Consider the following 26,680-nt stretch of genomic DNA (forward strand, 5'->3'; position numbering starts at 1 on the left):
TGAGACTGAAACCTTATCACTTTCAAGTCATGACAAAAGCTTCCTATTTTCCTGACAAAGTTTCCACCCGGTGTTAATAAAGATAAAAACCAATGAAAACAAGCGCTTCAAAATTACTTAGAATTAACCAGTGGGTCATAAATACTGACACAGGTGAACTCAGCGCTGACCAATTCCATCTTAGCACGCCGTCTGAAGAGCTACGAATTGACCCTCTTGGCGTTGCCCTGTTACTGCTATTGGCGCAAAACAAACACCGTTTGGTATCAAAAGATGAGTTGTTGGAAAGCTTATGGCCAAACACTGTCGTCAATGAAGACGCATTGGCTCGCTGTGTATCACGAGTGAGAAAAATCTTGGGTGATAACCCGCGCAAGCCAAGTATCATTGAAACACTCCCAAAACGCGGCTATCGGCTTATTGCACAAACTTGTCGTTGGGAAAGTATTGAAAGTATCACTTCAGAGGATACCGAGTCGCCTGTTGATTTAGCTAATGATTCAGCTAAAGCTACAACTACCAATTCTGCTACCGAGTCAACGGCAAGTTCGCCCATACGCCCCTCTCAATCCAATATGATTAAGCGCTATACTCTTACTGGGCTACTGGCAGCTGCTATCGCTATTGGCATTTTTGTATTCTTATTGCCTTTACAATCGGCATCAAAGCATAGCCCAAATCAGCAAACAGAACACGTTTCTTCATTGTTGCGCCAGGCCGATGAGTACTATCATTACATTACACGTGCAGACAACGAAATGGCGTTAACGCTGTACCAACAAGCATTGGCCGCTGCCCCTGATTCGGTGCAGGCAAACGCAGGGATCGCCAATGCGCTTGTGCAACGTGCTATTCGCTTAGTACCGAACGGTAATTCTGCAGATTGGAAAGCAATGAACCTGGAAAAAGCGCTGTTATCTGGCCGGTTAAATAGCGATGAAGCCAGACAAATACTTCTACGGGCCTACCAATATTCAAGCAACGCGATTGCCATTGCGCCATATGATGCTAAAGCTCACAAAGCCCATGGCTTTGTCTTATCAGCGCAAAATAAGTTAACACGTGCGTTACAGCATTATGAAAAGGCACTTGAGTTAAACCCTAACGCCTGGGATGTGCTTATTAATATGGGTGATGTTCACGAGATTTTAGGGCACACCTCTGACGCTATCAGTTATTTCAAAAAAGCACTCAATGCAATGAACCTTGAGCAAGCTGGCAATACCAACCATGGCAGACCGTGGCGCGCAAACTTAGGCGCCGCTATTGGTAACAAATATTTTGCGCAAAACAATATGAATGAAGCTGAGATATGGTACCGTCACGTACTATCATTTGCGCCTTATGACGGGCCAGCAACACGTGGCCTGGCCTTAGTGCTTGCGCAAACAGGTCGAAGCGCAGAAGCTGAGCGCATGTGCACTCAGTTCAAAGAAAAGTTGGGCAGTTCCGTGTGTATCAGCCAACAATAAACCCTGTAATCAAGCGAAGAACTAGACAATTAGCGAGAAGACAATTAATGCGATTTTTTATTATGTTGGCAGCAATGCTTTTCTTAAATGGCTGCGCCAACCTACCACAGTGGTCGGTATTTAGTATTTCAGACAGTGAAATAGAGCAAGCCCTAGACGAACAATTGGTTCAATTACAAAAAAAGGCCTACTTGGCCGGTATTCCGCTTATGCTCAGCGTGGACGACTTAACAGTTGATATCGGTCCTAAGGGAAGAGATGTGGTTTCACTTGGCACTCAGGCTACAGCAACAGTTAGTGCGTTTGGCTTTAACTATCCCATGAAAGTCAGTTTGATGATTGAAGGTACGCCTTACTATGACAGTGAAAAAAAGGCGATTTTCGTTCGTTCCCTCTCGCTATTGGATAGTACAATTGATGCAGGAGGCTACCGAGGTAACATTGCACCAGTGAGCGGTGAAATGATGATGCTAGTCAATGGATACCTTGCCTCAAACCCAGTTTACACACTAGACACAAGTAATGACGTCATTGGGCTGTTGTCTTCCGTGCCTTTAAGCCTTGATGTTGAACAAGGCCGACTTGTTCTACGCCCAAAGCGCTAAAAATTCAAAGCACTTAGAATTCAGAAGCCTTGGAATTAATATACCTTGAGCGTGTTTTCACAAATATCTTCGTCGATTTGAAAGGTAACTCATTTTATGGCCACTAATACGCATTCAAAGAAAACGCCCAGCCCAGATACCAGCACAGCCACCAGCGTTAAGATAAAAACCATGCATGAGCTGGCACAGCATGTCGACTACTCATTGTTAAACACCCTAACGGCTGACCCGCAGGCAACTGAAGATGGTAACGATCACAAACCCCGTCAGGTTTTTAGCGGCCATTATGTACCTGTCACCCCAACGCCTATTGCTGATCCGCTTTATGTCGCTCACAGCCAAGCCTTTTTTGATGAACTTGGTTTTGACGAAAGCCTCGCGCTTGAGCATGACTTTAAACGTCTGTTTTCCGGCGATATGTCTAATATTGACAGCAACATACATCCATATGGTTGGGCAACGGGCTACGCCCTGTCTATTTACGGAACGGAATATACACAGCAGTGCCCATTTCAAACAGGCAATGGCTACGGTGATGGACGTGCGCTATCTGTATTAGAGGTAGAACTTAACGGCAAACGATGGGAAATGCAGCTAAAAGGGGCTGGCAGAACGCCTTATTGTCGCGGCGCAGATGGACGCGCGGTGCTGCGCTCAAGTGTGCGCGAGTTTTTAGCTCAAGAGCATATGCATGCGCTTGGCGTACCCACATCCCGTTCGCTTAGCTTGTTTATGTCACAATCTGAAACAGTAGACAGACCCTGGTATCTTGAAGGTTCAGACTCTCAAGATCCTGAAATTATGGTGCCAAATCTGGTTGCTATTTCCACCCGCGTCGCTCCCTCGTTCTTGCGCGTAGGCCAAGTTGAATTGTTTGGACGGCGCGCACGCAGGCATGAGCATCCAAATGCATTAAATGAATTGAAAGCCATTGTTGCGCACCTTATTGAAAGAGAATACAAAGAAGACATCGATACCACCCTGCCCTTTGAAAAGCAGGTGGTCGAACTAGCTATCGCATTTCGAGAGCGACTAACAACATTAGTTTCACACTGGGTAAGAGTGGGATACTGCCAAGGCAATTTCAACAGCGACAACTGCGCAGGTGGTGGTTATACACTCGACTATGGCCCTTTTGGCTTTTGCGAAATGTTCGACCCCGTCTATCAGCCGTGGACAGGGGGTGGTCGTCACTTCTCGTTTTTGAATCAGCCTATTGCCGCACATAAGAATTTTGAAATGTTGTGTAGTGCTTTGGCTGTCCTACTTGAAGACGCCAAGAATGAAGCCAACGCCCTATCACTTGTTTCCGACGAATTCCCTGAGGTGATGGAAAGCAAGATGCAAGGGATGTGGGCAGCTAAACTTGGGCTTAGTCAATATGATCACACGCTTCTTGTTGAGTTGTTGCAGCTAATGGTGCGCACGGGCGTAGACTACACCATATTCTTTAGAGAACTATCATCACTTCCTAAAGATGTTAGCGCCTTTTCACCAAGCTTCTACAACGCGCCGAAAGAGTTGTTGTTATCACAGTGGAAAGCATGGCTCGGTGCGTGGCAAAAGCAGATTGAAAGCAGCGGTGACAAGGAAGCTATCGCGGCGCAAATGCGGCGTACCAACCCTAAATATACTTGGCGCGAATGGCTTGTCGTGCCTGCTTACAAGCGCGCCGAAACCGGCGACTTTACGCGTATTCATTACCTGCAAGACGTTCTAAGTAAACCCTATGAAGAACAAACGCAGGCAATAGAGCAGGAGTTTTACAAGCGACGCCCACTTGAGTTTTTTGGTGCTGGCGGTGTTTCGCATTACAGCTGCTCTTCATGACCGCTTACTTCAATTGATGAGGAAGTCGTGAACATCAAAACTGTTTAAACATACAGTATTTTGATTTATCCTGTAATCATTCATTACTCGGATAAGTCGTTATGCTATTAACAACAGAATTAAACGCCCAGCAGCAAGAAGCGGTAACCTTCGGTCTTAGTTCGAGTAAGCCTGCTCACCATCACCCGCTTCTTATCATTGCTGGCGCGGGCACAGGTAAAACCAATACACTTGCACACAAAACAGCGCAACTCATATTAAAGGGGGTTGCGCCAGAGCGCATTTTGTTGATGACCTTTGCGCGTCGTGCCGCATCTGAGCTCAGCTCACGGGCCAATCGCATTGTCGAGAGAACCTTACGCGAGAAACAAGCTGCCTATCACCCCGTAACACTACCTTGGATGGGCACCTTTCACTCTATTGCTTCACGGCTATTAAGAGAGCACGCCTCGTCTATTGGCCTGCAGGCCGATTTCACGGTAATGGATAGAAACGACAGTGCAGACATGATCGACCTTATTCGTCATGAGCTCGGATTCAGCAGCGTTAACCGTCGTTTTCCAAAGAAAAAAACATGCTTAGAAATCTACTCTCGCTGTGTCAACGCACAAGCCAGCCTTGGCGACATTCTTGAGAGCCACTTCCCCTATTGCGCTGAGTGGGAAGACGAGCTAACCACACTGTTTTCCCAATACGCGAAGACTAAAATTGAACAAGTCAGTTTAGATTATGACGACCTACTGCTGTATTGCTTTCACATGGCTCAGGTAGAAGCAATAGCCACTGAGGTACGCAAGCAGTTTGACTATATTTTGGTCGATGAATACCAAGATACAAACGTTCTTCAAGCAGGCATATTAAAAGGCTTTTTCCCGACAGGCGAAGGACTTACTGTAGTAGGCGATGACGCTCAATCAATCTACTCATTTCGTTCAGCTACCGTTGATAATATTCTTAACTTCCCCACGGCGTTTTCGTTACCTGGCAAGGTAATATCACTTCAGCAAAACTACCGCTCTCACCCGCAAATCTTGGCCCTTTCAAATGCCTTGTTAGATGAAAGTAGTGAAGGCTATAAAGTTGAGTTGTATAGCGAGCGTAAAGCTGGCCCTAAGCCTAAATGGGTTACCGTTGAAAACGACGTTAAACAAGCTGAATTTATCGTAGAGCGCATATTGGCAGCCCGCGAAGAAGGTATTGAATTAAAACAGCAAGCGGTACTGTTTCGCTCTAGCTATCACAGCGATCGCCTTGAGCTTGAACTTACGCGGCGCAACATTCCCTTTGTAAAGCACGGTGGACTTAAGTTTTTAGAAGCTGCACATGTGAAAGATGTACTTTGCATATTGCGCTGGGCTGACAACCCGAAACATAAAATTTCTGCATTTCGCGTGCTTAAATTGCTACCAGGTATAGGGCCTAAGATTGCCGATAAAGTGTTTAGTTACCTTGAATCACAAAACTTTTTGCTGTCTTCGCTGCACACTTATGCCATACCTGAGTCTGCGAAGTCGACGTTTAAAACTTTAGCCACCTTGCTTGATGATATTCAAAGCAACAAGCTAGTGTGGGCAGAGCAAACCAGCGCAATAGCAACGTTTTACAAAGAATTGCTGGAAGTAAACTACGACGATCATTTTGTCCGTTATGGCGATATAGAACAGCTATCGATGATTTCTCAGCAATTCACCTCTCGAGAGCGCTTTTTAACAGAGCTCACGTTAGACCCACCTCAAAGCTCCGGCGATCTGGCCGGTGCGCCACTTATTGACGACGATTACCTTATTCTGTCTACCGTGCATAGTGCTAAGGGGCAAGAATGGAAAAATGTATTTGTGCTCAATGTGGCCGATGGCAACTTTCCCAACGAATATGCCGCAGGCGATAAGCGCGCGTTAGAGGAAGAGCGCCGCTTACTTTATGTGGCAATTACGCGAGCAAAAGATGAGTTAAGCCTTATTCAACCTTTAAAGTATTGGGTACCGGAACAACAAAAATTTGGCGACAAGCATGTATACGGTGCAAAGAGCCGCTTCTTCACTGACAGCCTATGCGCCCATATGGAGCCAGTATTCTATCCAAAACGCACCGCGTCTGAGGGCGAAAAGAAAATAGCCAAAGGCGCTATTGCTGATATAAAGAAAAACATTCTAGGAATGTGGGACAACCAAGGCTGAACTAAGGTACATTTATTTTTATACGTTGAAACGCTGTATTGCCTAACAGAGAAAAATAATGAGCTACCTACACTACCACGTCGAAAATGGCATTGCCTATGTTGAGCTAAATCGTCCTGACAAACACAATGCCTTAAACGAAGGCATGTTTACCGCCATTGCAGATTGCATCAGCCGCATCAAAAAAGACAGGGCCGTGCGTGTAGTTATTGTGTCAGGCAACGGAGCCAGTTTTTGTAGCGGTTTAGATGTTAAATCGGTTATGGGAAACCCTAAAAGCGCGCTAAAGCTGATGTGGAAGTGGCTTCCTGGCAACCCCAATTTGGCCCAACAAGTCAGTGTTGGCTGGCGACGCTTACCGGTTCCCGTCATTATGGCAATACACGGAAAGTGTTGGGGTGGCGGTATGCAAATAGCGTTAGGCGGTGACTATAGAATTGCCACACCAGACAGCTCGTTGTCGGTGCTAGAAGCCAAATGGGGGCTGATACCCGACATGGGCGGCACGTTAGGCATGCGAGAGTGTATGGGTATTGACCACGCTAAACGTATTGCGATTACCGCAGAAGAACTTACGCCAGAAAAAGCACTGACTATTGGGCTTATCTCGAAAACTTCAGACTCACCCAAAGAGGAAGCGCAACAGTTAGCGCTTCAGCTTATGGCGCGCTCACCTGATGTTAATAGGCGTGTAAAACGTATGTATCAGCAAGTATGGGGAACCAATGAGCGACAAATTCTGGCTAAAGAAACCATAAACCAAATAAAAATTTTTATGGGCAAAAACCAAAAGATTGCCGTTAAGCGCTCGCTTGGAAATAGTGATTCGGAATATGAGCTGTAATCCACAACTTATTATTCGTGATTAGAACTCCACACGTTGATTCAATGCCGGGATAGTAGACTTGTACCCTTTTGACAGCATTGCTTTTTGAAGCGCTAATTTAGCATTGTCTTCGCCGTGAACTAAAAAAACTCGCGGTGTATTAGCAAAATTTGAGAGCCAATCAATTAATTGCGCTTGGCTAGCGTGAGCGGAAAAACCGCCTAATGTATGAATGCTCGCATTAACGGCAATGTCTTCTCCCACAATTTTCATACGTTTAGCACCATCGACAAGGAGCCTCCCTGGCGTACCCACCGCTTGAAAGCCAACAAAAATAACGTGAGACTGTCTTCGCCACAAATTTTGTTTAAGGTGGTGCCGAATTCGCCCGCCATTACACATACCACTTCCCGCGATGATAATCGCTCCACTAACCAGTTTGTTTAAGGCTATTGATTCTTCGGTTGAAGTTGTATAACTCAGAATGGGTAATAGAGAATGTAGGCTTAAGTTGCGACTATGTATTTTATGTGCCCCCTCTTCTATAGCATCAAGATCTTCATCGTTGTAAACGTCCTGATACCGATGATAAATCTCTGTTACAGCAATAGCCATTGGGCTATCTAAATAGACTTTTTGGTGTCTTAGCTTGCCTTGCTGGTAGAGCTCTCCTAGACGAAAGATTATTTCTTGCGTACGACCGACGGCGAAAGATGGTATAAGAATATTTCCACCATTTTGACTAGCTTGCAAAATAACCTTTTCAAACTCATCCAAAGTCTCTTCCATAGAGCGATGATTTCTATCGCCGTAAGTAGACTCAATCAGAAGAATATCAGCTTCGGTTATGACCTCAGGGTCTCGCAAGAGTGCGGCTTGTGAATTTCCCAAGTCACCTGAGAAAACGAGCTTTTTCTTAGTTCCCTCTTCTTCAACGACTAATTCAATGATGGCTGACCCCAGAATATGGCCCGCTTCTGCAAAATTAACTGTAATGTCATTGGTAATTGATATGACTTGCTGATAGCGGACACGTTTAGTAAGAGTCATTACGCCTTCCACTTCACCTTCCCGAAAAAGTGGTTCAATCAGCGCCTTACCTGAGCGTTTACGGCGCTTGTTTTCCCACTCTGCATCTCGCTCTTGAAGTGAGGCGGCATCTTTTAACAATACTTCGATAAGGTCTGCTGTTGGTCTAGTCATGAAGATAGGCCCTGCATAACCTTCGCGGACTAAAATCGGTAACCGTCCCGAGTGATCCAAATGAGCATGAGACAACACGACAGCATCTATGTTTTTCACATCTATCGGTAAAGGCGCTGAATTTTTCGCTTCTTCTTCCCTTTTACCCTGATACAATCCACAGTCTAGTAGGACCTTACTTTTTGTTGTTTCAAGCAAGTACATAGAGCCCGTTACGCCCTCGACCGCGCCTAAAAAAGTTAATGTTGCCATGGGATCTCCTTACTACTCTATCAGTTTCACTTTATTTATCGCTAATGGAGAGATGTGGCTGATTGATTTCATCTTCGACATACTGCAATCGCTCGAACGCTTTAAACCACCATTGAGAAATCTGAAAACAACATGCTATAGCGTCTGCTAGTTTGGTCATTTGCGATACTGAAATTTGGCTTCGAGTAGCACTTATAATTAAGTTTGATTTTAAGTCGTGATACTCTTTGCTTAGCAACTCCATTTGTACATTGAGTGATGCTTCGCTATCGAACTGACGCCACCGTACCATTCGTAAAAAAACTGACGTTGCTTCTATGAACTCAAAAACGCGCTTTTTAAGTTCCGAGTTATCTTGCATCGCTCCCACGCTATCACTCTCGATAATGCTTTTAGCACTGTGTGTACAAGAGACAAAATAATGTTCAACTCGCATTAGCGCAGAAAGGGCAATGGTTGTATCTTCATTGAGTGCAGCTCCCTCAACGTTGACAATGAATTGAGAAACATGGGAGCAGCGCTTTGTTATAATTTCTAGCTCACTCTGCCTTGTGTCTTGCTTATTCGTTTCCGTCGAAAACAGGCTTGGATATAGTGCTAAAAACTTGTCTGCAATGACTAGGAGCTCAAGGATAGTAGCATTGACTGCGAGAACGGGAGTTTGAGCAATGTTTTTATCAAGGTATTGAGGGTGTGACTCTTTTTCTTCAATCGATGTGAATCGTTGCTCTAAAAAATTCACAATCGTATCATTGAAGGGAAACACTAAAAAGACACCAAGCACATTAAATAACGTATGGAAAAGTGCAAGTGTAATACCTGGAGCAGCAGGGACATTTAACCATTGCGTAAGCAGTGAAACCGTACCAAATAAGATTGGTAGGGTAACGACGGCCACTAGCGCGGTGGCGACGTTAAAAAGCACTTGTGCAGCGGCAACTCGCTTAGCACTGGATGTTGCGCCTACAGAGGCTAAAAGTGCAGTTGAAGTTGTTCCTATGTTTGCACCAATGACCATTGCACCAGCTGCGTATAATCCAACAATCCCCGACGTAGCTGCAGTTATCGTCAACGCTATGGAAGCACTTGATGATTGGGTTAACACGGTCATCGTTACGCCTATGAGTAAGAATGTAACAAAACCTGTAGCACCTTCGGCAGTTATCTGACTTAGATCCAATGTAATCACTATGCCTTCAAAGGCAGCTTTCAGAGTGTCTATTCCAACAAAAAACAGTCCAAAGCCTGCAAGCGCAATGCCTATTGAAGCAAGGCGCCCTTTTGGATTGAGCAATTTTAGTATCATGCCAATCCCAATCATCGGTAATGCGAATGCGGCAATATTGATTTTGAATCCTACTGCGGCAACGAGCCATCCAGTCATTGTAGTGCCAACATTCGCTCCATACACGATACCAAGTGCATGGCGCATACGTAATAAGCCAGCATTTACAAACCCCAATGATGCAACGGTTACTGCACTCGACGACTGAACAATTGCTGTCATAATGGCGCCTGAAATGACACCTTTAATAGGAGTATCACTGTACTTAGCAAGTAGTCCTCTTAATGAATTACCTGCGGCTAATTTTAGGCCTTCGGTCATCATTCCTATTGCCAATAAGAACAACCCTAAGCCTCCAATGACACTTCCTAGCAATATCAGGTTTTCCATGGTCCCTCGTCAGCAGGCCTACGACGCGCGTTAAATCACAAATCTAGACCGAAGTTGCTAATAATATTGCATTGAGTATAGTCACAAGGCCGACAGACACTTTGTTCTTAATCAAGAAAAAGTCATTCGCCAGCTACGAAAAACAAGAGAAAACATGCCCGTTTGAACGCCATCGCTTTGGCTAATAAGGTAAGAATATGGCTCAACTAGTGTGTATCGGGTTGAAACACTGTCATTAGGGCGCTTGTTTGGTTACCACCTGCTTGAAGCGCACCACCAATAACGTAAATACGTTTGTCCACGGTTAACGCTCCTAAACCATGTCTTGGGTTGGGCATTTCGCTAATCGCTTGCCACTTATCTTGAGCTATATCGTATTCCCATACCGTTGAATACACGCCACCGCCATTATTAAAATACTCACCACCAAATACATAAATCCGGTTGTTCAACGAGGCACATGCCAACCCGCCTTGGGCATCTGGCAGTGGGGAACGGGTTTCCCATTTTTGCGTAGTAAAACTGTACACTTCGTGCGTGTTCAAGTTACCGCCTGCTACGGTTCTGCCGCCAATGGTGTGAAGCGAGTTGTTAACAACAACACTGCATGCGCTGTTTCGGGCGGTCGGTATGGCGGGTGCTTGAGTAAAAGAAAGGGTTTGTGGGTCAAAAACGTAATGCGTGTTTACGTCGCTTTGATCATTCCACTGACTATTATTAGACGCTGTAGAAGGAGCTCTACCACTGACCAGATGTACTTTATTGTTGTGCACCGCTGATAGTGTTTCAGCTAGAGGCCCGGGGAGCTTGGCCACTTTATTCCATGTTGCGCCTGCGTTGCTTTTTGTGTCATCTTTTCTAATGAGTTCAAGCACATCAACGCTGTTATGCCACATGCCATTGCTACCTTGAACAAAACCACCAAATGCAAATAGCCTATCGCTTACCACGATTAACATGGGATGATGACGTGGTTCAGGTAACGCATGCCATTCAATCCATCGAGAGTTTTCGATATTAAATGCAATAACCCGTTTGGACACACCAATTTTGTTTGCGTCTACATCTGGCGATAGCCCTCCGGCCACAACAATATGGTTTTCAAAAACGGTTGGATAAATCTCTTGCACTCTGTAGGGTAATGACGGTGCATCCTGCCACATCTTAAGCCCGCTCACTTCATCGACAGTATTAGCTAGAGCCACCTGCGAGGTAAACATGAAGGTGATTAGTGTCAGTAGCACACCCGGTTGTACTGAGCGATTTCTGGCCTTTTCTTGCATAGCGTTTTCTTTGAATAATCTAATGCGGTATTGCTACGCTAGCAGGGGTGGGTTTACTTAGCAATGATATCGATTGAATATGCGTTGTTAAGCGGTGCGCCAAAAACACAACGTATTAAAACCAAGATGTTTCTTCACCTGATATACCCCTAGTAAATTCTGTGAAGCTACTCCGCAGGCATACGCTATTGCGGCTCCAATGACGCCATATGATGGTATTAACGCTAACCCCAGCGCCACTGTTAGCGCGCCACTTACTAGCACATTATCGCGCACTTTTTTCTCAAGCCCAGTCATGCTTAGCAAATAACCCACGGAACCTGTGGCAATATTCACAAATTGCCCTGCCGCCAAGATCATTAACGCATAAGAAGCAGCCCTAAATTCCTCACCGAATATACTCATCAACCATTCAGGGAATAAGAAAATAAACAAGGTAGTGGGGCTCGCAACAAGTAACATCATGCGTACTGACATAATGGCCATGCGCCTAACCCCGTCCATATCATGTGCTGCGTGCATGGCGGCAAACTTTGGTGCTGCAATTGTGTTAACAGCAAATAAAATAAAGCTGGTCAGCATAGCTGTGCGCTGTGCAGTGGCAAAAAATGCCACACCCTGTGCATCTTCCCATACCCCTAACATAAGTTGGGAAGACCATTGGATCACTTGATGCACAATGGCCACAGTCCACAGCGGCATACATGTGCTGCGCAGCACTGCTGATGGAAACGCTGTTTTGTTCATCGGCTTGGGAGCCGAATAAGCCCAAAAACACACGCCGATAATAAGTGTTGATGCGCTCGCAATAACGAAATAGTTGCCAATATCCTGAGCACTATTAACTGGCACAATCACTAATAAAACCAGAATCACACTGGGTAACAATACACTTGAAACCAGCATCGATTGAGAGATTTTCTTCAGTCCTTGTAGGGCTTGAGCATGGATAATGTAAATGGCAATAACGGGGGCGGCTAACAGCATGGTTTTGAAAACAGCCGTAAAACCAAGTAACTGAAATACCGCATTATTAAGCCAAGGCGCAGCAAAATAAAAAATCAAAGAGCACGATGTTGATGCTATCAATGTCCAAATCACTGCTTTTATATAGACACTGTGAACCTGACTTTCTTTATCTGAACTGTCTGTGCCCCCTTCTTTCGCTATAAATCGCACGACCGCCTGATCTAACCCAATGCGACCAACTGTGGCAATGATAGTTATGAGTGTGAAAGAGAGAAAGAACAAACCGGCTTGAGTAGCGCCAACGGTGCGAGTAACCACAACGTTCATTGCGAACAAACTTAACGCCGCAAGTACCTTGACCGTAAGCCCTACTGCGCTACCAAGAAGCATTTCTCTCATATGGGGGTCGGCAAGATAAAGACGCCACTTTGGCACTTTTTCCATAAAGTGAGTCCTTTTCTTAGCTATCAGAAAGAATAAAACTCTCTATGCTATCCATTAAATCAGTATTGGCAAACTGGCCTAACGATCCAGCTTTAAGCGATGAGACCTCATCGAGGGTTTTATAAAGTTGCTCTACGTCATACGTGACATAGCAACCGTCAAGCTGTTCAAAATTTCTACATGTAGCCAATTGGTGCTCATTACGGTGTTCACCTAACGCTGCCACCCTAGGAAACACGACAACAGGCTTCGACTCAATCAGTGAGGTGATAATAGAGCCCATTGCCGCATGTGCCAGCACCGCTTCTGCCTTATCGAATTCTTGCTTGTAGGCTTTTTCATCCAAAAACGCACAGTATTTAATGTGCTTTGGCTGATACTCTCCTTCACCAATTTGACCAAATATTTCAACTTCTGGATGGTTTGCTGCCCATGTGTCGACAGCTTCAACAAAACGGTCAAAAGGTAACTGTGTACCTACAGTCAAAAATATCATAAAACTCTCCCTTGATATTGAGGGCCAGAAGGCTGGACTAAGTTTGGCCACTGCGTTAACCAAAGATCAGCAAATGCACCTACTTTCTTACCCGACAGTGACAGCTCTTCTGCGTTAGCTATACTGTCTATCCAAATTGTTTTAGCGCCAAAAAACTTACCGAGCATTACAGCAAAAAAGCCAGGTGCGGCACCACTTGAAATTACGACATCTGGACGCTTGATAGCCATTATCCATGCCATTTGCACAAACAGCACAAGCAACTTCATTTTCTCATTGCCGTTCGCATCAATAACCTTAAAAAACTTACTTCCCATACCTTCGCGATAATGGTTGGAAACATAGCTGGTGTCATAGCGGTCAAAAACAGGCTTTAAACGCAACAACTGAATTAAATGACCGCCTTGAGATGCTACTGCTAAAAGTTTTTTCTGCTTCATGATGATACTCCAGTATAGAAACGGTCTCGGGACCGAATAGTCACTACACTGTAGTAAGAGCAAAGCTCAGGCCAAACTTAAAAAGCAATAAATATCAAAAAGTTACACAAAAAACATCGTTTTTACTTATTTGCATTTCGCAAAATGAAAATGCGATTTCATAAGGTTTTATGCAGAATGCAAATCACGATATTTATGATAGTACATTTATGGAATATCGCGCTTTGCGACACCATATATGTCGTATAAGCCGTAATAAACTCTTTGTAGAAGGAACGGGCGGTTTACATTGTTGGGATAACCAGTGTTTCCACTTGGCAGCGACTAACGCGTCTTCAACCACCATTTCTCTGTAGCTTAACGCGTTTAAAAGTTGCGGGGTAACGCGATTATTGGAGTGAACAAGCTGTCGAAGTATCGCATAGGCATTCAGCACATCATTAAGAAAGCGAATTCGATTGCCCCTTGAAATTGACTGGGGTGACTCAGTACGACAATACGTAGGGCAATTGATAAACAAGCTCGTTGGCGCAATCAATACCAGCTGAGCATAGAGTAATAGGTCTTCGCCACCATTTATGTGCTCATTGAATTCCGCGTTGCTTTGCCTAATAAGTGCCATGCTTATTAAAGGTTTGGTTGAACCCAAGCCGTTAGCAATAAAAAAGACCCCATCAATGTATTGGTGCGCGTTAAGCGGGCACAAATTTGTATGCTTTGCCGCATAGCAAGCTTTAGTTTTCGGGTTGGCAAGAAAGTAACTATCTATCACCACATCGGCATTGTTGTTTAAAGCGGCGTTTAAAAGCGTGGTTAGCCTGTCGCTTGTAAACCAGTCATCAGCATCAAGTACGGTGAAGAAAGCGCCACTCGCTGCGCGTATCGCTGTATTTCGCGCAGCACTCGGCCCCATATTTTGAGGTGTTTTTAGTACCTTTACTCGAGAGTCATGTTGGGCATACGCCATGGCAATAGAGAAAGTATCGTCGGCCGAACAATCGTCCACCACAATAAGCTCTAGATTATAGTGAGTTTGATTGAGCACAGAATCAATTGCTGTAGCTATCGTTTGCGCGGCGTTATACGCCGCAATAATGACAGTGACGTCTATCTTCATCATGCCCTCACAGCGGTTTAGCCCGCAGTAGACAATTCGCCATTAATCAGTTTTTCGAGGACATCTCTTATGATTTTTACATTTGATGTCGACGAATAGGCAGAATCGTAGCGTTGCCGTGAGATTTCGGCTGCGCGTGCTATTAGCGCCTTATCTGTAATATATGTCTCAATTGCTTGCGCTAACGCCTGTTTGTCACCGGGCTCAATAAGTAACCCCGCACTGTCGTCAGGGATTGCCTCAGGGATGCCGCCTACCGTCGTACTTATCACCGCAAGACCTGCCGACATAGCTTCTAAAATAGCGATAGGAAGCCCTTCGTTATGTGAAGGGAGTAATAGAACATCAGCTTCGTTCATTAGCTGGTATTTTTGGTCTCCAGTCACCCAGCCAATCACGTCAAAGTAGTCAGATAACGCCTTTTCCGTTATCAACGCCTTCAGCTTATCTATTTCTCCGTTACCGCCCACCTTTATCTTAAACCCTCCGACTCCTCGTCGTTTTAGACTTTCTACAGCGTCAACAAGGTCGTATATGCCTTTTCGCTGACCAATATAGCCTAAGAACAAAAAATTAATTGGCTGAGTAAAGGTAAAGGTTTTCTGTTGGTAGAGAGACTCAAAAATAGGAGACGGGAAGTTGTTTATAACGCGAATGTCATCGTTACTTGAAATAGCGCTGACGTATTTTGCCCAATACTCAGAAAGCACAAAAACGCTATCGGCATTATTTAAGACATATCTAACAAGGCCCTTGTAGAAACCACCCGCACTGTCATAGGTGCGCGCAAACACCGAGCCATGTAGATGGAAAATAACTTTACAGTTAAATAGCTTGCACACAAGAATAAACAGTGCTTTTCGGTAGATACTGCCTTTATGCGAACCGTGCAGATGACAAATGTCGACTTTGCTTCTAAACAGTAGTCCGAGTAATGACGCTAACGCGCTGAAATAAACGTAAAAGCGTTTTAGCATACTGCCATCATCATGAGACACAATGACGTAGCGTTCATAATCATCATAGACCCCTGCTTGAATGTGGTTTTCGATGACAGCATGGATCCCACCACGTGCTTTTGTTCCTATAATCGCAACGCCCTTTCGTTGAATAGTATCGCTCATAGTTGTTCTCCTACAACGTAGCTTCACGTGGTTAAAACAGGTTTTGCTTTCGGCTTTTTCCAACCATTCGGATCGCTTTCCAACAACGTAATGAACCAGCCAAAAATCGTAAGGTGATAAAGCGACTGCGCATTTGATGACAGCGCACTGGTTAATAATAGTAGAAATAACAATAAACTTGCTTCTGGACGCTTCAGTGCACATACCATGAACGTCATCGATAGTAATAAAAGGAAATAGCCAGGAATACCTGTCTCACCAATAACGTGCGGCCAGTAGGTATCATAGAAGTATTGACCTAACTGAACCCACCATAAATCTTTCATTGCATTATATTCATAAACGTTTGCCACATCGGCCGCCGAATGGCTACCAATTGTTCCCCACCCGGCTCCCCAAAAATTGCTTTCAAACAGTTCAAATACAGCTTCTACCAAAAAGATGACGCGAGGTGACTCGAAGTTTTCAAGCACGTACCAAGCGTTGTCTTTATCCATGCTCAAAAAACTGATGAGCCAAGTAAAAAACGCAAATACAGCAAGTGCCAAAATAAGGCGGTAATCAAAGTTAAAGGCGCGCTGAACCTTCATAGCCATTAGCGCCATAAACAACAGCATGAGTTCTAAACGCTGAATGGCAACAAAGACAAAAACAATGCACAGAAAAACGAGAGAATGGCCAAAACGAATATTACCGCGCTGGTATTCCACTTTTATCAGTATTGCGGCGATGGTAAAGAACAACGCAGATTGACCCGGGTGCCAAAACCACCCCACAAAGCGCGGCACCAACATCCCGCCTAAATGACCGGGCTCAAAATGTCCGCCGCTTTTAAATAATGCATCGTATGCACCTGATGCGCCTGCTTGAAAAAGAATGAGCAATATACACATGACCATTAAGGGCTTAATCACCTTAAGTGTTCTTTGGGTCCATATCTCATCAACACGCGCAACAGAAAACAGCATGACCATTGGGAAGAACTTTAGCTCGTGGTAAAGCTGAACCAGAATAATCTTCATACCTTTCTGGTTAGCAAGTGAGATAAGCACACCGTAAGTCAGATACCCTAGATAGAGAAATAGTGCCGCCCACCATTGAACATTGAGCCTTGGCCTAATGACAGTTATCAAAAGTCCAATTGCTATTATGGGGAAGAGCTTTTCAAATAAGTCAAACGGGCCGTACAAGGCTAAGTTGATTTTTTTCACCATCAAGAAAAAGATTTCAAGAATGAACATGGTGAACAAAATATGTGGCACGATTGAGACTTGCTTTGTATCACTCATAACGAATAAAGCGACTCCAACAATTGTGCATCGGGCATATACGGAATAATTTTGTCGCGCTCATCGCTGATGAGCTCTGCAAAATAAGTGCGGTCTTCTTCACTCAACACAGGTTTGTCACCGGTATTTCGTTCCATTAAAGAGCGTTTTAAGGATGTTACAAATTTTTCCGGAAACAGCGCTACAAACGCGCTCTTTGCGAACGATTTGCGCATCAGTACTTTTTGCAATGTAGGTGAACGAGGAACCCCAGAACGATTCGCAAAGTCTTGTGTCCAGGTAGCTGGTGAGAGTCCAAGAAACTGGGCAACTTCATTCATTACCTGCTCATTGTTTTTGGCGTAGTCACGGTAGTCGATGACATTTAGTCGATCACCAAATAAATTTCGAGCGTATTGCGTTGCCTCAACAAAACGGCTCGACTTAAGGTTATGCCATATGGGTAAGTAATTATCTCGTGCACCTGACAGCTCATGCTCGAGAGCTTCCTTGAATGTTCGCGTTTCTCTCGCATCTCTAATTAGGTGCGAATAAGCAGAGAATGCCCGCTCAATGGGGCTACGCAACATTAAAATGTATTTTGCATTTGGGTATTGAGCATTAATGCTATCGAGTATTTCGGGCGCCTCAATTGACATGGCCGACCCATCAATGGAAAGCTTGCCGGGTTCGTAAAGCGCATGATACTTATCTTCTTCAGTAACAAACATTTGGCTTACAGTGTCGTTGTCTGCAGGCCCATCAAACTGCGTTCCTTTCACTTGCGCAAAATGATAATGAGGCTCTTTGCGTTTAGTGTGCGAAACATCCTCATGCTGCATCAACTGATTGTACAGACTGGTTGTAGCGCATTTTGTAAATCCTAGAATAAACACATCAGGCATTGGCACTCTCCTTTCCTTTTAAATACGCTTTGGCTTCGTTTTATGTTGGCCACTTACATCAACTATAGCTAAATCTATACCAACCACTAAAAATTCGTCGCTATCGGTTATTTATAAAAGGATGAGCGAAATTAAAGAGATACAGCGACACCGCTTATAGCACGAGGTAATTCGCATTTTGCAAATACAATTGAGAAAACCGGTAAATAACCGCGATTTGCAGTTTGTAAAATAAAAAAGCTGACTGTGATCCCCTTCCTCCACATCAAAAAAAGACCAAAAATCAATCAATAAAAAACAATAACTTAGACTCGAAATATAGATTTTTAGCCCCCTAAAACATCGAAAAGGAAGGCTTCTTGCTAAAGTTAATACAGAGTTAAAGGCACGCGTGCCGTTAGCGAATTAACAATTTTCAATTCAAAGCATCTTTTAAGCGACCGTTGAAGGATGGATTTGGGAGTGATTACGATGGCATGGAAAAATTGGAAAAATGGGTTGCTTTCATCGTTAGTCATACTCTGCCTAAGCGGCTGTATGGCGACTGAAAACCTAGTTCATGTGCCAGAACATGAGCATATGGCTAAAGTTGAAGACTACGATACTGGTCTACACCGTCAGTCTGTTCATATTTTTAACCCCATGCCAATAGACGAGCGTGTAGCGCAGTTTAAGCTTCAACCACGTGTTGACCACATCGTTTTTGTTATCGACCAAAGTTCAGCGCTCAGTGATTCGTTTCGTGGTCTCAATACTCAGTTCTACGCTAAAGAAGTGGTCCGCAGATTTATCAAAACAATGCCCACTCGACGCTTTAGCAGTACTATCGTCACTTATGATGATGCCATTAACCCGCAACTTTATGCGCCTTTAGATGCGCGTTTGAGTGTTTCACCATTGCTTCCAATCGAACTTGAAAAGCAGTTAGGCCAGCACCGTGCACTGCAACATGTTGAAGTGCAATCTTTGTCGGTTGCGCTTGATTTTGTGTCGGAGCTTGTAGGCAATTTACACGGTCCATCAGCCGTTGTATTGGTTACGGAGTGGGAGCAAATAGATGAGTCAGTCGAGCATGCAGTAATGCGTATGCGTCAACGCGCCGATTTCACAACAAACGCGCATGTTGTTGTTCCAGAATCGGCGTCAATAGCGTGGCCGCAAAGCTACTCGGGCCTTTGCTTTTACACTGTCGGCGTTGGCAATCGCATGTCACGTAGTCGACTAGAAAGTGCTGACAGCTGTGGCTTTTCGGCAGCTGTTGATAAAGTAGCGCAACCCAGCAATATGGCTAATTTCGTGGAAACCGTGCTTTATCGAGGCCCCTCTGACAGCGATAACGATGGTATTTACGACTATCAAGATCGCTGCCCAGATACCTCACCGGGCAAAATGGTTGATTATAGCGGCTGTCCGCGCTTTCCAACGAATCATTAGGGAGATGTAGATCATGAAGATGGTAAAAGTAATATTTTCGGGTTTATTGGTTGTAGGCTTCCTAATGAATGTCAGCGTAGCGCAAGTTGACACTGTTCGCGTAGCGACAGTTGAAGATCAGCAGCGTAAAGAAGCCATAATGTCTGCGCAAACGGCGAATGCTGAGCAAGATAATTCAAGCTTTCAAGTCGTTATTACTGAAGAGCCAAATACACAGAACCAAGCGCCTACGCAACTAGAACAGAACGTTTCTCAGTCACTCCGGCCGGTAACACTGGAAGAAGAAATTCAACAACAGCGAGTGCAAAGTAAACTAGAGCTTTTCGGTTATGAAATGTTTAACAGTGTTGCTACTACGTTTGCACCTGTTTCAGATATGCCTGTGCCCTACGATTACGTTATCGGGCCTGGCGACACTTTCACTATACAAGCATTTGCGGCCACCAACGTTCAATACAACTTAACGGTAACCCGAGAAGGTATGCTACTTATCCCAGACGCCGGCGCCGTTAACTTAAGCGGCCTTACCTTTGAGGAAGCAAAAGTTGTTATATCAGAGGCCATTGAAACCAGACGCATTGGTATAAAAACCATAGTTACACTTTCTGAGTTCCGCTCTATTCAAATTATGCTTGTAGGAGAGGTATCTAAACCTGGCAGTTATTCCGTAAGCGGCTTTTCTACGCTGATTAACGCACTGGTCTCCAGCGGCGGGGTAAAGCGCACTGGCTCGTTGCGCAACATCCAAGTGAAGCGTCATGGTAGTGTTGTCGCCACTTTCGATCTTTACGCCTTATTGCTAAAAGGTGACGACAGCGCCAACATTTATCTGCGTCAGGGCGACCTTATTTTTGTTCCACCTGTTGGCCCGACAGTTGGCATTGCAGGCGAAATATTGCGTCCAGCAATTTATGAGTTAGCGAACGAGCAAAACGTGTCAGAAATTTTGTCATTAGCAGGCGGTTTACTACCAACAGCAAATGCAAAGAATGCCCAAATTGAGCGAGTGTCAAATAGCGGCATGTATACCTTAATGCAGGCTAATTTGGATCGTAACGGCAACACTGTGGCCGTTAAAAACGGCGATCTTATTCGCATCTTTCCGGTGCTAGATAAAATGGACGACGTAGTATTACTCTCAGGTCACGTATTAACGCCCGGCGGTTATCAATGGTTTAAGGGAATGAAAGTGTCTGACCTGATCCAGTCTAAAAATATTCTACGACAGGGAGCTGAGTTTGATGCAGCCATGATCCAACGCGAAAACCGCGAAGACAAACGTACCGAAGCTATTTACTTTAACCTTTGGAATGCAATAACCGACGAATATTCTAAAGATAATATTGTGCTTCACCCCCGTGATCAGATCATTATCTTCGATACGCATTCACCTCGTGCCGGTCAGTTATCAAAGGTAGTGGCGAAGCTACAAAATGAAGCTACCGCTAGTGACCCGGTTAAAGTTGTAGACTTCAAAGGTGCGGTCCCTCACCCGGGTACCTATCCGCTGCACATGGGCAAGCGCCTACTTGATATGGTCAAATACGCGGGCGGTTTAGAAGCAGGTGTTGACCTTGATTACGCGTTGCTTGCACGTACCGACCTTCAGTCAGACCGTCTTTATTTTATTCACGTTTCGCTTAAAGAGGCGCTAAACAATAAGCCCGACCACAACCCTATTTTGCAGCCTAAAGACAAAGTTTATCTGTTTAATAAAGATATCGACCGAGCTGCACTAATAAAAACGCCGCTAGAACGGGTCAAACGAGAAACTCAGTTTGGCCAACAAGCGCCTATTGTTCAGGTTACTGGTTCAGTATTTCATCCAGGTGCCTACCCTATGGTGCCAGGCATGCGCATTGACGATTTAATTGCGGCCGCCGGCGGCATGAAAGAAGAAGCCTATGGATTAGCGGCGACGTTGTCTCGCCAAGTGTTGATGGATAGTGAGTTTAGCAGAACAGACTCCCGTGCCATAAGCTTGACTAAAAACGATCCGCTTTTAGATACCACCAATTTAATCTTACATCCGAAAGATCATTTGGTACTGCGCGTTAAGCCTGAGTGGGTGCAAACACCACAGTTTGTAGAAATCGAAGGTGAAATTACCTTCCCGGGTAAATACCGCATCGACAAAAGAGAAACCCTCTGTTCGCTTATGCAAAAAGTAGGTGGTTTTACCGAAGATGCGTATCTATTTGGCACCGTATTTTTGCGAGAAAGTGTGCGTCAGAAAGAGCAAAAAGCACTTGATAGAATGTTTGACCAACTAGAACGGTTACTTGCTGATACTCATGTATCACAGGGGGTTAATAAAGACGAGAAGATGCCTAAAGATCAACGCGCCAAGGATGTATTTGACGTACTTAAAAAAATGTCGCCAGAAAAAGCATTAGGAAGAATGGTTGTTGATGTTCATAGCGCCGTAACACGCTGTGACGAGTCATCTGATATCGTGCTTGAAGACGGTGATCGTATCTTAGTGCCAAAATATCAAGATGACGTAAGTGTTATTGGTCAAGTGTACTTCCCCACATCACATAAGTATCGAGACGATCGCGCCGCACTTGACTATATAGGCCTAAGTGGTGGTGTGAAAGAGCTTGGTCAGTACGAGCACGCGTATATTGTTCAGGCTAACGGTGAAGTCATGTCGGTCCGCTCTAGTACAAGCTCTTGGGGTTGGTTCAACTCTCCAGCGAACGTAAAAGTTACGCCAGGTTCAACAATATTTGTACCACTGAGCGTAGATCGCATAAACGGTCGCGAGTCAGTAGAAAAATGGGTAGATATTTTCTACAAAAATATTATCGCTACCGCAATGATTGCGAACTTAATGAACTAGCGAATGGAGTAAGGATGTTATGGCAAATAACAATGACGAAAGCCAACATGTCGCTGAATATGAATTACTGCTTAAGTTTTTGCACCAACTGTTCAGCTACAAGTTCCGCATTGCCATGGTGGCTATTGTGGGAGCAGCAATTGTAGCAGGCATATCGCTTATGTTAGACAACCGTTATTCGGCGCAAGCCACGGTGGCAATAAATATTAGCGAAGATCCCGGTGGCATTCAGCCCAACAATTATCGTGGTGTAAACACCATTGGTGTACTGGAGTACGACTTTATCATTGATGGGATCCAAGCAAATGAACGAGAACGCTTACTCGCTAGGATGGACTCCTTTGGCTATATCAGTGCATTTATTGTGGAGCAAAACCTACTACAGTGGTTGTACGAGGAAAATTGGGATGCCACAACACAAAGCTGGATAGATGGTTTTGAGCCTGACATGCGAGAGGCCGTTAAGAAGTTTAAATCTGATGCGCTGTATGTATTCATTGATAAAAAAACCGACCTTTTAAACATTCGTATTACCTCAAAATCACCTGAGTTTTCCACTAAGCTTGCCAATACCTTTGTAAGGTCATTTAATGAGTATTTACGCACACTAGATTTAGAAGAGATCCAAAGCAGACGTAGTTACCTGGAGCAGCGTCTTAGTGAAATAAAAAACGCGGAAATTCAGCGTTCTATCTTCCGGCTGCTTGAAACACAACTTGCGGTTGAGTCGCTGATTAACGCACGGGCAAACTATCCACTTGAAGTGATCCAACCGGCAACCATACCGCTTTTTGAATCTTACCCCGCGCGCAAACAGTGGGTCGCTATCACCTTTGTACTGCTGCTGTTCTTAGGTGTTGTTTTCGTGGTTTCAATGAATGCAGTTAGAGCACTGCGTCGCGACCTTAAAGCCTATGCAGAAAGATTTGAGCCTAAAAAGCTTAACCCACCTAACCGCTATCATGATCTCTAGGAGTAGTATGTAATGAGAAGCATCATGGAATCCATTCGGGCATACCGTTTCGATAATCATTTTTTGACATACACGGTGTTGTATTTTTTATTACTTGCGCCGCCGAGAGCGTTTCAAATTAAAATAAACGAACATGCCAGTGGTGGCGAATTGGCCAAGTTTCCTACTTACTTTGTGGTGGCAGTTGAGCTTATTGTACGTATTGCGGTTGTACTCATTCTTGCGGCATTAGTGGAAAGCTCGATGGGCAATACGTTGTATGAAACCTATCGTATTGACGTTTTCTTTGTGTCACTGGTCGTGGTCGGTATGGTACACAGCGCTGCCTTTTATTTGGCCTTTAACAACCAGCCCGCACATCAAGTCAATCAACTCACTTTATTTCTCTATCGTTGTGTACGTAACTGCGGCTATGCGATTTTAAGTGGGTTTATCAGTATTATCCCTGTACTCATTTGGAATTGGGATCATGAATTAGCGCCTTATTCCGATGGATTTGCGCTTAAAGTGTACTTTGTTACAGCAGTGAGCATGGCGCTAATAGGTATTATTGAAGCCAAAGTTATGAACCGAAAACCGCTAGGCACCGAACTAAAGCACGCTGTGTTTTCGGTTCAATCTACCTGACTTGAGCTTGTCTAACTCCTGCTTGATTTAGTGGCTAAATATCGTATCGAAAAACAGCCGCGAACTGTCGCCCTTTTTAAAAGGGCGCATCTATTTTATGGCTAGGCTGAGTAAACCATTTAGGCCCTGAATCTGTCATGTAGAAATGGTCTTCAAGTCGAATACCAAATTCACCTGGCACCACAATCATAGGCTCATTGCTAAAGCACATTCCTTTAGCTAGTGGCTGTGGATTGTCTTTCACCAAATACGGCCACTCATGAATATCCATACCAATACCGTGCCCAGTTCGATGAGGTAAGCCAGGCAGGTTGTAGTCTGGGCCTAGACCATCGTGTTGTAAACTCAACCTAGCGGCATTGTCTACATCACCACAGCTAACGCCAAGTTGTGCAGCATCAAAAGCCGCTTGCTGAGCACGTTTTTCACTTTCCCACATTTCCACTTGTTTCTCGGTAGGTGTGCCGTAACAGTAGGTTCGAGTTATATCTGAGAGATACCCATGTACCTTGCAGCCAGTATCGATTAAAACCAAGTCGTTTTGCTTTAAGACTTGTGGATCTTTAACGCCATGAGGAAAGGATGTTGCTCTGCCAAACAATACGATACAGAAGTAACTACCGCTCGCACCCACCTTCTGGTGCGCTAGGTTGATAAAATCTTCAACCTCTTTAGTTGTAATTCCTTCGCAAAGTATACTGGCGGCGGCTTTATGTACCTCAAGGGTCATATCCATGGCACGTTGAATAAGGGCAAGTTCATTATCAGACTTGTGCATACGGCAGTGCGCAGAAACCTCTGCACCGTTGATCACAGGCCATGTGCTATCCAATAAGGTGTTAATACCGTCTACGATAAAAAACGGCGTTGATTCATCGATGGCAATTTTAGTGCTGCCACTTAGTGATAATGAATTAAGTTCGTCAACAAAAAGTGCGTAAGGACTTTCATGCTCGTGCCATCCCTTAATCTCGCCATCTACAACTTGGCGTTCTTTGAGAGAATCAATCTCAAACGCTGGCGCGAGGTAAACAACATCGCCTTCAGCAGGCAGTATTGCACCAACCAAACGCTCACTCGGATACCACTGCATACCGGTAAAATAGGTAAGGTTCGTGCCTGCATTTAAATACAAAGCGCCTATATTGTTATTGCGCATATATAGTTGCGCTTTTTCAATACGAGCTTGATATTCATGTAGCTGAATTGGCGTTAAGTCTGACGTCATATTAGACAGTTCAGCAAGCGCCTGCTGCTGCGTTTTACCGCCGATACCATTTGACATTTTTTTTCCTGTTTTCATAAGTAGGTCAAATAGCGTGTATTGACCAAAGTACTGCGTTTTTACAACAAGGTGTTTCGTATGAATCAATGCGCGCTCACTACAGCGCGCGCTTCCATACCATTTCAGGTAACAAGTACAACCCGCTCTCACTGGTGGCACCTTCACCCACAATATGACCTATTCCTGCTGCCATAACCGCCAATGTGACATCAAACGCATTTAGGCTATCGCCATACCCAGCGGTTAAATTAAACATCGAACCATCAGCGAGCAAATAGAGCGTTTTATCAGACAGCGTATAAGCATTAACATACGGCATGGGCTCATTATGTGTAGCGTTGGTCTTTAAATAATCAACATCAATTTCTTTCGCCACATGACCAACATTTAGAATAAAAGTCCCGCTTTTCATGTTATCGAGATGCTTTGCACTAACCACATCGTTGGCACCTGTTGCAGTAGCCACCACATCAGCAGTTTTAACTGCATCATGTAAATCGACTACTGGCCAACCGTCATACTTTGCTTGAAGGGCACGCGCAGCATCAAGTTCAGCGACCTGAACTTGGGCTCCGAAAGCCCTAGCTGACGCAGCAACGCCCTGACCAACAAGCCCATACCCAATAACGACAACAACCTTTTCGTGCAGTGTTAGATGGGTAGTTTGGAAGAAAGTTTGCCATGCGCTTAACCCCACCATATGACGGTTATGCAACCCCTCTTTAACCGGCAGATCATCCCAATTGTAAATAGGATATTGCGGCTTCATACCCTTTAAACGGTTAATGCCAGATCCGGTGGCTTCGAGACTAGCTGCAATAGTAGGTACTGACTTACCCAACGCTACATTTTCGTGTAAACGCGTTGTCAGATCGGCCCCCATTTCACAAAGGTGTGTGGGCTGCCACACAAGTGCGTCGTCAAATGACGCAGACCACTCTTCATTGTTCATATCGCGCCATGCTTTCGCAGTTGCCCCTTTTTCTACAAGGTAGTTAACCACATCGTTTTGCACGGTAGTGGGATTGCAGGTAGTAAGAAAAACTTCACAACCACGAGACAATAACCCTTCAACAAGCGGAGCCATTTTCAAGTCAAGATGCATATTGCAAGCGAGTCTTATTCCACTTAAATCAGGAAGTGCGGCGATTGCCTGGCGAGTACGTGGCATGTGCAGCGATGCCCACGCCAGTTCAGCGTTAAAATTTTGGTACATGACAAGGATTAAATTAAAAGAAAAAAGTAATGATACGTTACTGAAGCGGATCTGTGAAAATTATGTTTTCAGCAATATTGATGGGTCATAAAACACCCTAAAAGACTATTTTTTATTCACCTCTGTGCTGTTCTTTCAGCTTACTCATTATCGGCTAACGCCTTGCGCAGCAAGGCTTACAAAAAATAAACCAACAAAAACAACAACCTAATTG

General features: G+C 44.5%; 21 protein-coding genes. 9 read left to right on the top strand and 12 right to left on the bottom strand.

Annotated features, from left to right (window positions below; genetic code table 11):
- The first annotated feature begins 92 nt into the window (after nucleotides 1–92).
- From OZ660_RS15915 to OZ660_RS15935, 5 genes are all read left to right on the top strand, one after another.
- A complete protein-coding gene (locus OZ660_RS15915; RefSeq protein ID WP_274741593.1) occupies nucleotides 93–1,472 on the top strand; it encodes a winged helix-turn-helix domain-containing protein in 1,380 nt (459 codons plus the stop codon).
- 47 nt (nucleotides 1,473–1,519) lie between these two features.
- Nucleotides 1,520–2,077 carry a DUF1439 domain-containing protein gene (locus tag OZ660_RS15920; protein WP_274741594.1) on the top strand — a complete coding sequence of 186 codons (558 nt, stop codon included), beginning with the start codon at nucleotides 1,520–1,522 and terminating at the stop codon, nucleotides 2,075–2,077.
- 96 nt (nucleotides 2,078–2,173) lie between these two features.
- Nucleotides 2,174–3,907 carry a protein adenylyltransferase SelO gene (locus tag OZ660_RS15925; RefSeq protein WP_274741595.1) on the top strand — a complete coding sequence of 578 codons (1,734 nt, stop codon included), beginning with the start codon at nucleotides 2,174–2,176 and terminating at the stop codon, nucleotides 3,905–3,907.
- 101 nt (nucleotides 3,908–4,008) lie between these two features.
- Nucleotides 4,009–6,084 carry an ATP-dependent helicase gene (locus OZ660_RS15930; protein WP_274741596.1) on the top strand — a complete coding sequence of 692 codons (2,076 nt, stop codon included), beginning with the start codon at nucleotides 4,009–4,011 and terminating at the stop codon, nucleotides 6,082–6,084.
- Between the two features lie 58 nt (nucleotides 6,085–6,142).
- On the top strand, nucleotides 6,143–6,928 hold the full coding sequence (locus OZ660_RS15935; RefSeq protein WP_274741597.1) for a crotonase/enoyl-CoA hydratase family protein: 786 nt from the start codon (nucleotides 6,143–6,145) through the stop codon (nucleotides 6,926–6,928).
- Nucleotides 6,929–6,949: 21 nt separating this feature from the next.
- Here the strand turns inward: OZ660_RS15935 and OZ660_RS15940 are convergent, their stop codons facing one another.
- From OZ660_RS15940 to OZ660_RS15985, 10 genes are all read right to left on the bottom strand, one after another.
- Nucleotides 6,950–8,365, bottom strand: a complete 1,416-nt coding sequence (locus OZ660_RS15940; RefSeq protein WP_274741598.1) for an MBL fold metallo-hydrolase RNA specificity domain-containing protein — start codon at nucleotides 8,363–8,365, stop codon at nucleotides 6,950–6,952.
- Nucleotides 8,366–8,396: 31 nt separating this feature from the next.
- A complete protein-coding gene (locus OZ660_RS15945; protein ID WP_226433828.1) occupies nucleotides 8,397–10,040 on the bottom strand; it encodes a Na/Pi cotransporter family protein in 1,644 nt (547 codons plus the stop codon).
- Between the two features lie 206 nt (nucleotides 10,041–10,246).
- Entirely contained in the window at nucleotides 10,247–11,323 is a 1,077-nt protein-coding gene (locus tag OZ660_RS15950) for a Kelch repeat-containing protein (protein ID WP_274741599.1), read from the bottom strand.
- Nucleotides 11,324–11,410: 87 nt separating this feature from the next.
- Complete coding sequence (locus tag OZ660_RS15955; protein WP_274741600.1) at nucleotides 11,411–12,736, bottom strand: oligosaccharide flippase family protein; 1,326 nt, start codon at nucleotides 12,734–12,736, stop codon at nucleotides 11,411–11,413.
- Between the two features lie 16 nt (nucleotides 12,737–12,752).
- Nucleotides 12,753–13,232 (bottom strand): glycosyltransferase, encoded by a 480-nt coding sequence (locus OZ660_RS15960; protein ID WP_274741601.1) that lies wholly within the window; start codon nucleotides 13,230–13,232, stop codon nucleotides 12,753–12,755.
- Entirely contained in the window at nucleotides 13,229–13,672 is a 444-nt protein-coding gene (locus OZ660_RS15965) for a UDP-N-acetylglucosamine--LPS N-acetylglucosamine transferase (protein WP_159626437.1), read from the bottom strand. The genes OZ660_RS15960 and OZ660_RS15965 overlap by 4 nt, the downstream gene beginning before the upstream one ends.
- 193 nt (nucleotides 13,673–13,865) lie before the next feature.
- Nucleotides 13,866–14,792 (bottom strand): glycosyltransferase family 2 protein, encoded by a 927-nt coding sequence (locus tag OZ660_RS15970; protein ID WP_274741602.1) that lies wholly within the window; start codon nucleotides 14,790–14,792, stop codon nucleotides 13,866–13,868.
- Nucleotides 14,793–14,806: 14 nt separating this feature from the next.
- A complete protein-coding gene (locus OZ660_RS15975; protein WP_202262441.1) occupies nucleotides 14,807–15,913 on the bottom strand; it encodes a glycosyltransferase family 4 protein in 1,107 nt (368 codons plus the stop codon).
- Nucleotides 15,914–15,936: 23 nt separating this feature from the next.
- Complete coding sequence (locus OZ660_RS15980; protein ID WP_274741603.1) at nucleotides 15,937–17,202, bottom strand: hypothetical protein; 1,266 nt, start codon at nucleotides 17,200–17,202, stop codon at nucleotides 15,937–15,939.
- Nucleotides 17,199–18,086, bottom strand: a complete 888-nt coding sequence (locus OZ660_RS15985) for a sulfotransferase family protein (protein ID WP_274741604.1) — start codon at nucleotides 18,084–18,086, stop codon at nucleotides 17,199–17,201. The genes OZ660_RS15980 and OZ660_RS15985 overlap by 4 nt, the downstream gene beginning before the upstream one ends.
- Before the next feature lie 471 nt (nucleotides 18,087–18,557).
- Here OZ660_RS15985 and OZ660_RS15990 point away from each other — a divergent pair, with 471 nt between their 5' ends.
- From OZ660_RS15990 to OZ660_RS16005, 4 genes are read left to right on the top strand one after another with little or no spacing between them, the layout of a single operon-like run.
- Nucleotides 18,558–19,520, top strand: coding sequence for a hypothetical protein (locus OZ660_RS15990; RefSeq protein WP_274741605.1), 963 nt, complete (start codon nucleotides 18,558–18,560; stop codon nucleotides 19,518–19,520).
- Between the two features lie 13 nt (nucleotides 19,521–19,533).
- Entirely contained in the window at nucleotides 19,534–22,365 is a 2,832-nt protein-coding gene (locus OZ660_RS15995) for a polysaccharide biosynthesis/export family protein (protein ID WP_274741606.1), read from the top strand.
- A gap of 19 nt (nucleotides 22,366–22,384) precedes the next feature.
- Nucleotides 22,385–23,338: a hypothetical protein gene (locus OZ660_RS16000; RefSeq protein ID WP_274741607.1), complete on the top strand. Its 954-nt coding sequence runs from the start codon at nucleotides 22,385–22,387 to the stop codon at nucleotides 23,336–23,338.
- Nucleotides 23,339–23,362: 24 nt separating this feature from the next.
- A complete protein-coding gene (locus tag OZ660_RS16005; RefSeq protein ID WP_274741608.1) occupies nucleotides 23,363–23,965 on the top strand; it encodes a hypothetical protein in 603 nt (200 codons plus the stop codon).
- Between the two features lie 76 nt (nucleotides 23,966–24,041).
- Here OZ660_RS16005 and OZ660_RS16010 read toward each other — a convergent pair whose 3' ends face one another.
- Together OZ660_RS16010 and OZ660_RS16015 are read right to left on the bottom strand one after the other, a co-directional pair.
- On the bottom strand, nucleotides 24,042–25,250 hold the full coding sequence (locus OZ660_RS16010; protein WP_274741609.1) for a M24 family metallopeptidase: 1,209 nt from the start codon (nucleotides 25,248–25,250) through the stop codon (nucleotides 24,042–24,044).
- A 97-nt stretch (nucleotides 25,251–25,347) separates the two neighbouring features.
- Nucleotides 25,348–26,421: an adenosylhomocysteinase gene (locus OZ660_RS16015; RefSeq protein WP_274741610.1), complete on the bottom strand. Its 1,074-nt coding sequence runs from the start codon at nucleotides 26,419–26,421 to the stop codon at nucleotides 25,348–25,350.
- Nucleotides 26,422–26,680: the final 259 nt, after the last annotated feature.

It is taken from the genome of Alteromonas sp. 009811495 (assembly GCF_028865455.1).
Classification (GTDB): Bacteria; Pseudomonadota; Gammaproteobacteria; order Enterobacterales; family Alteromonadaceae; genus Alteromonas.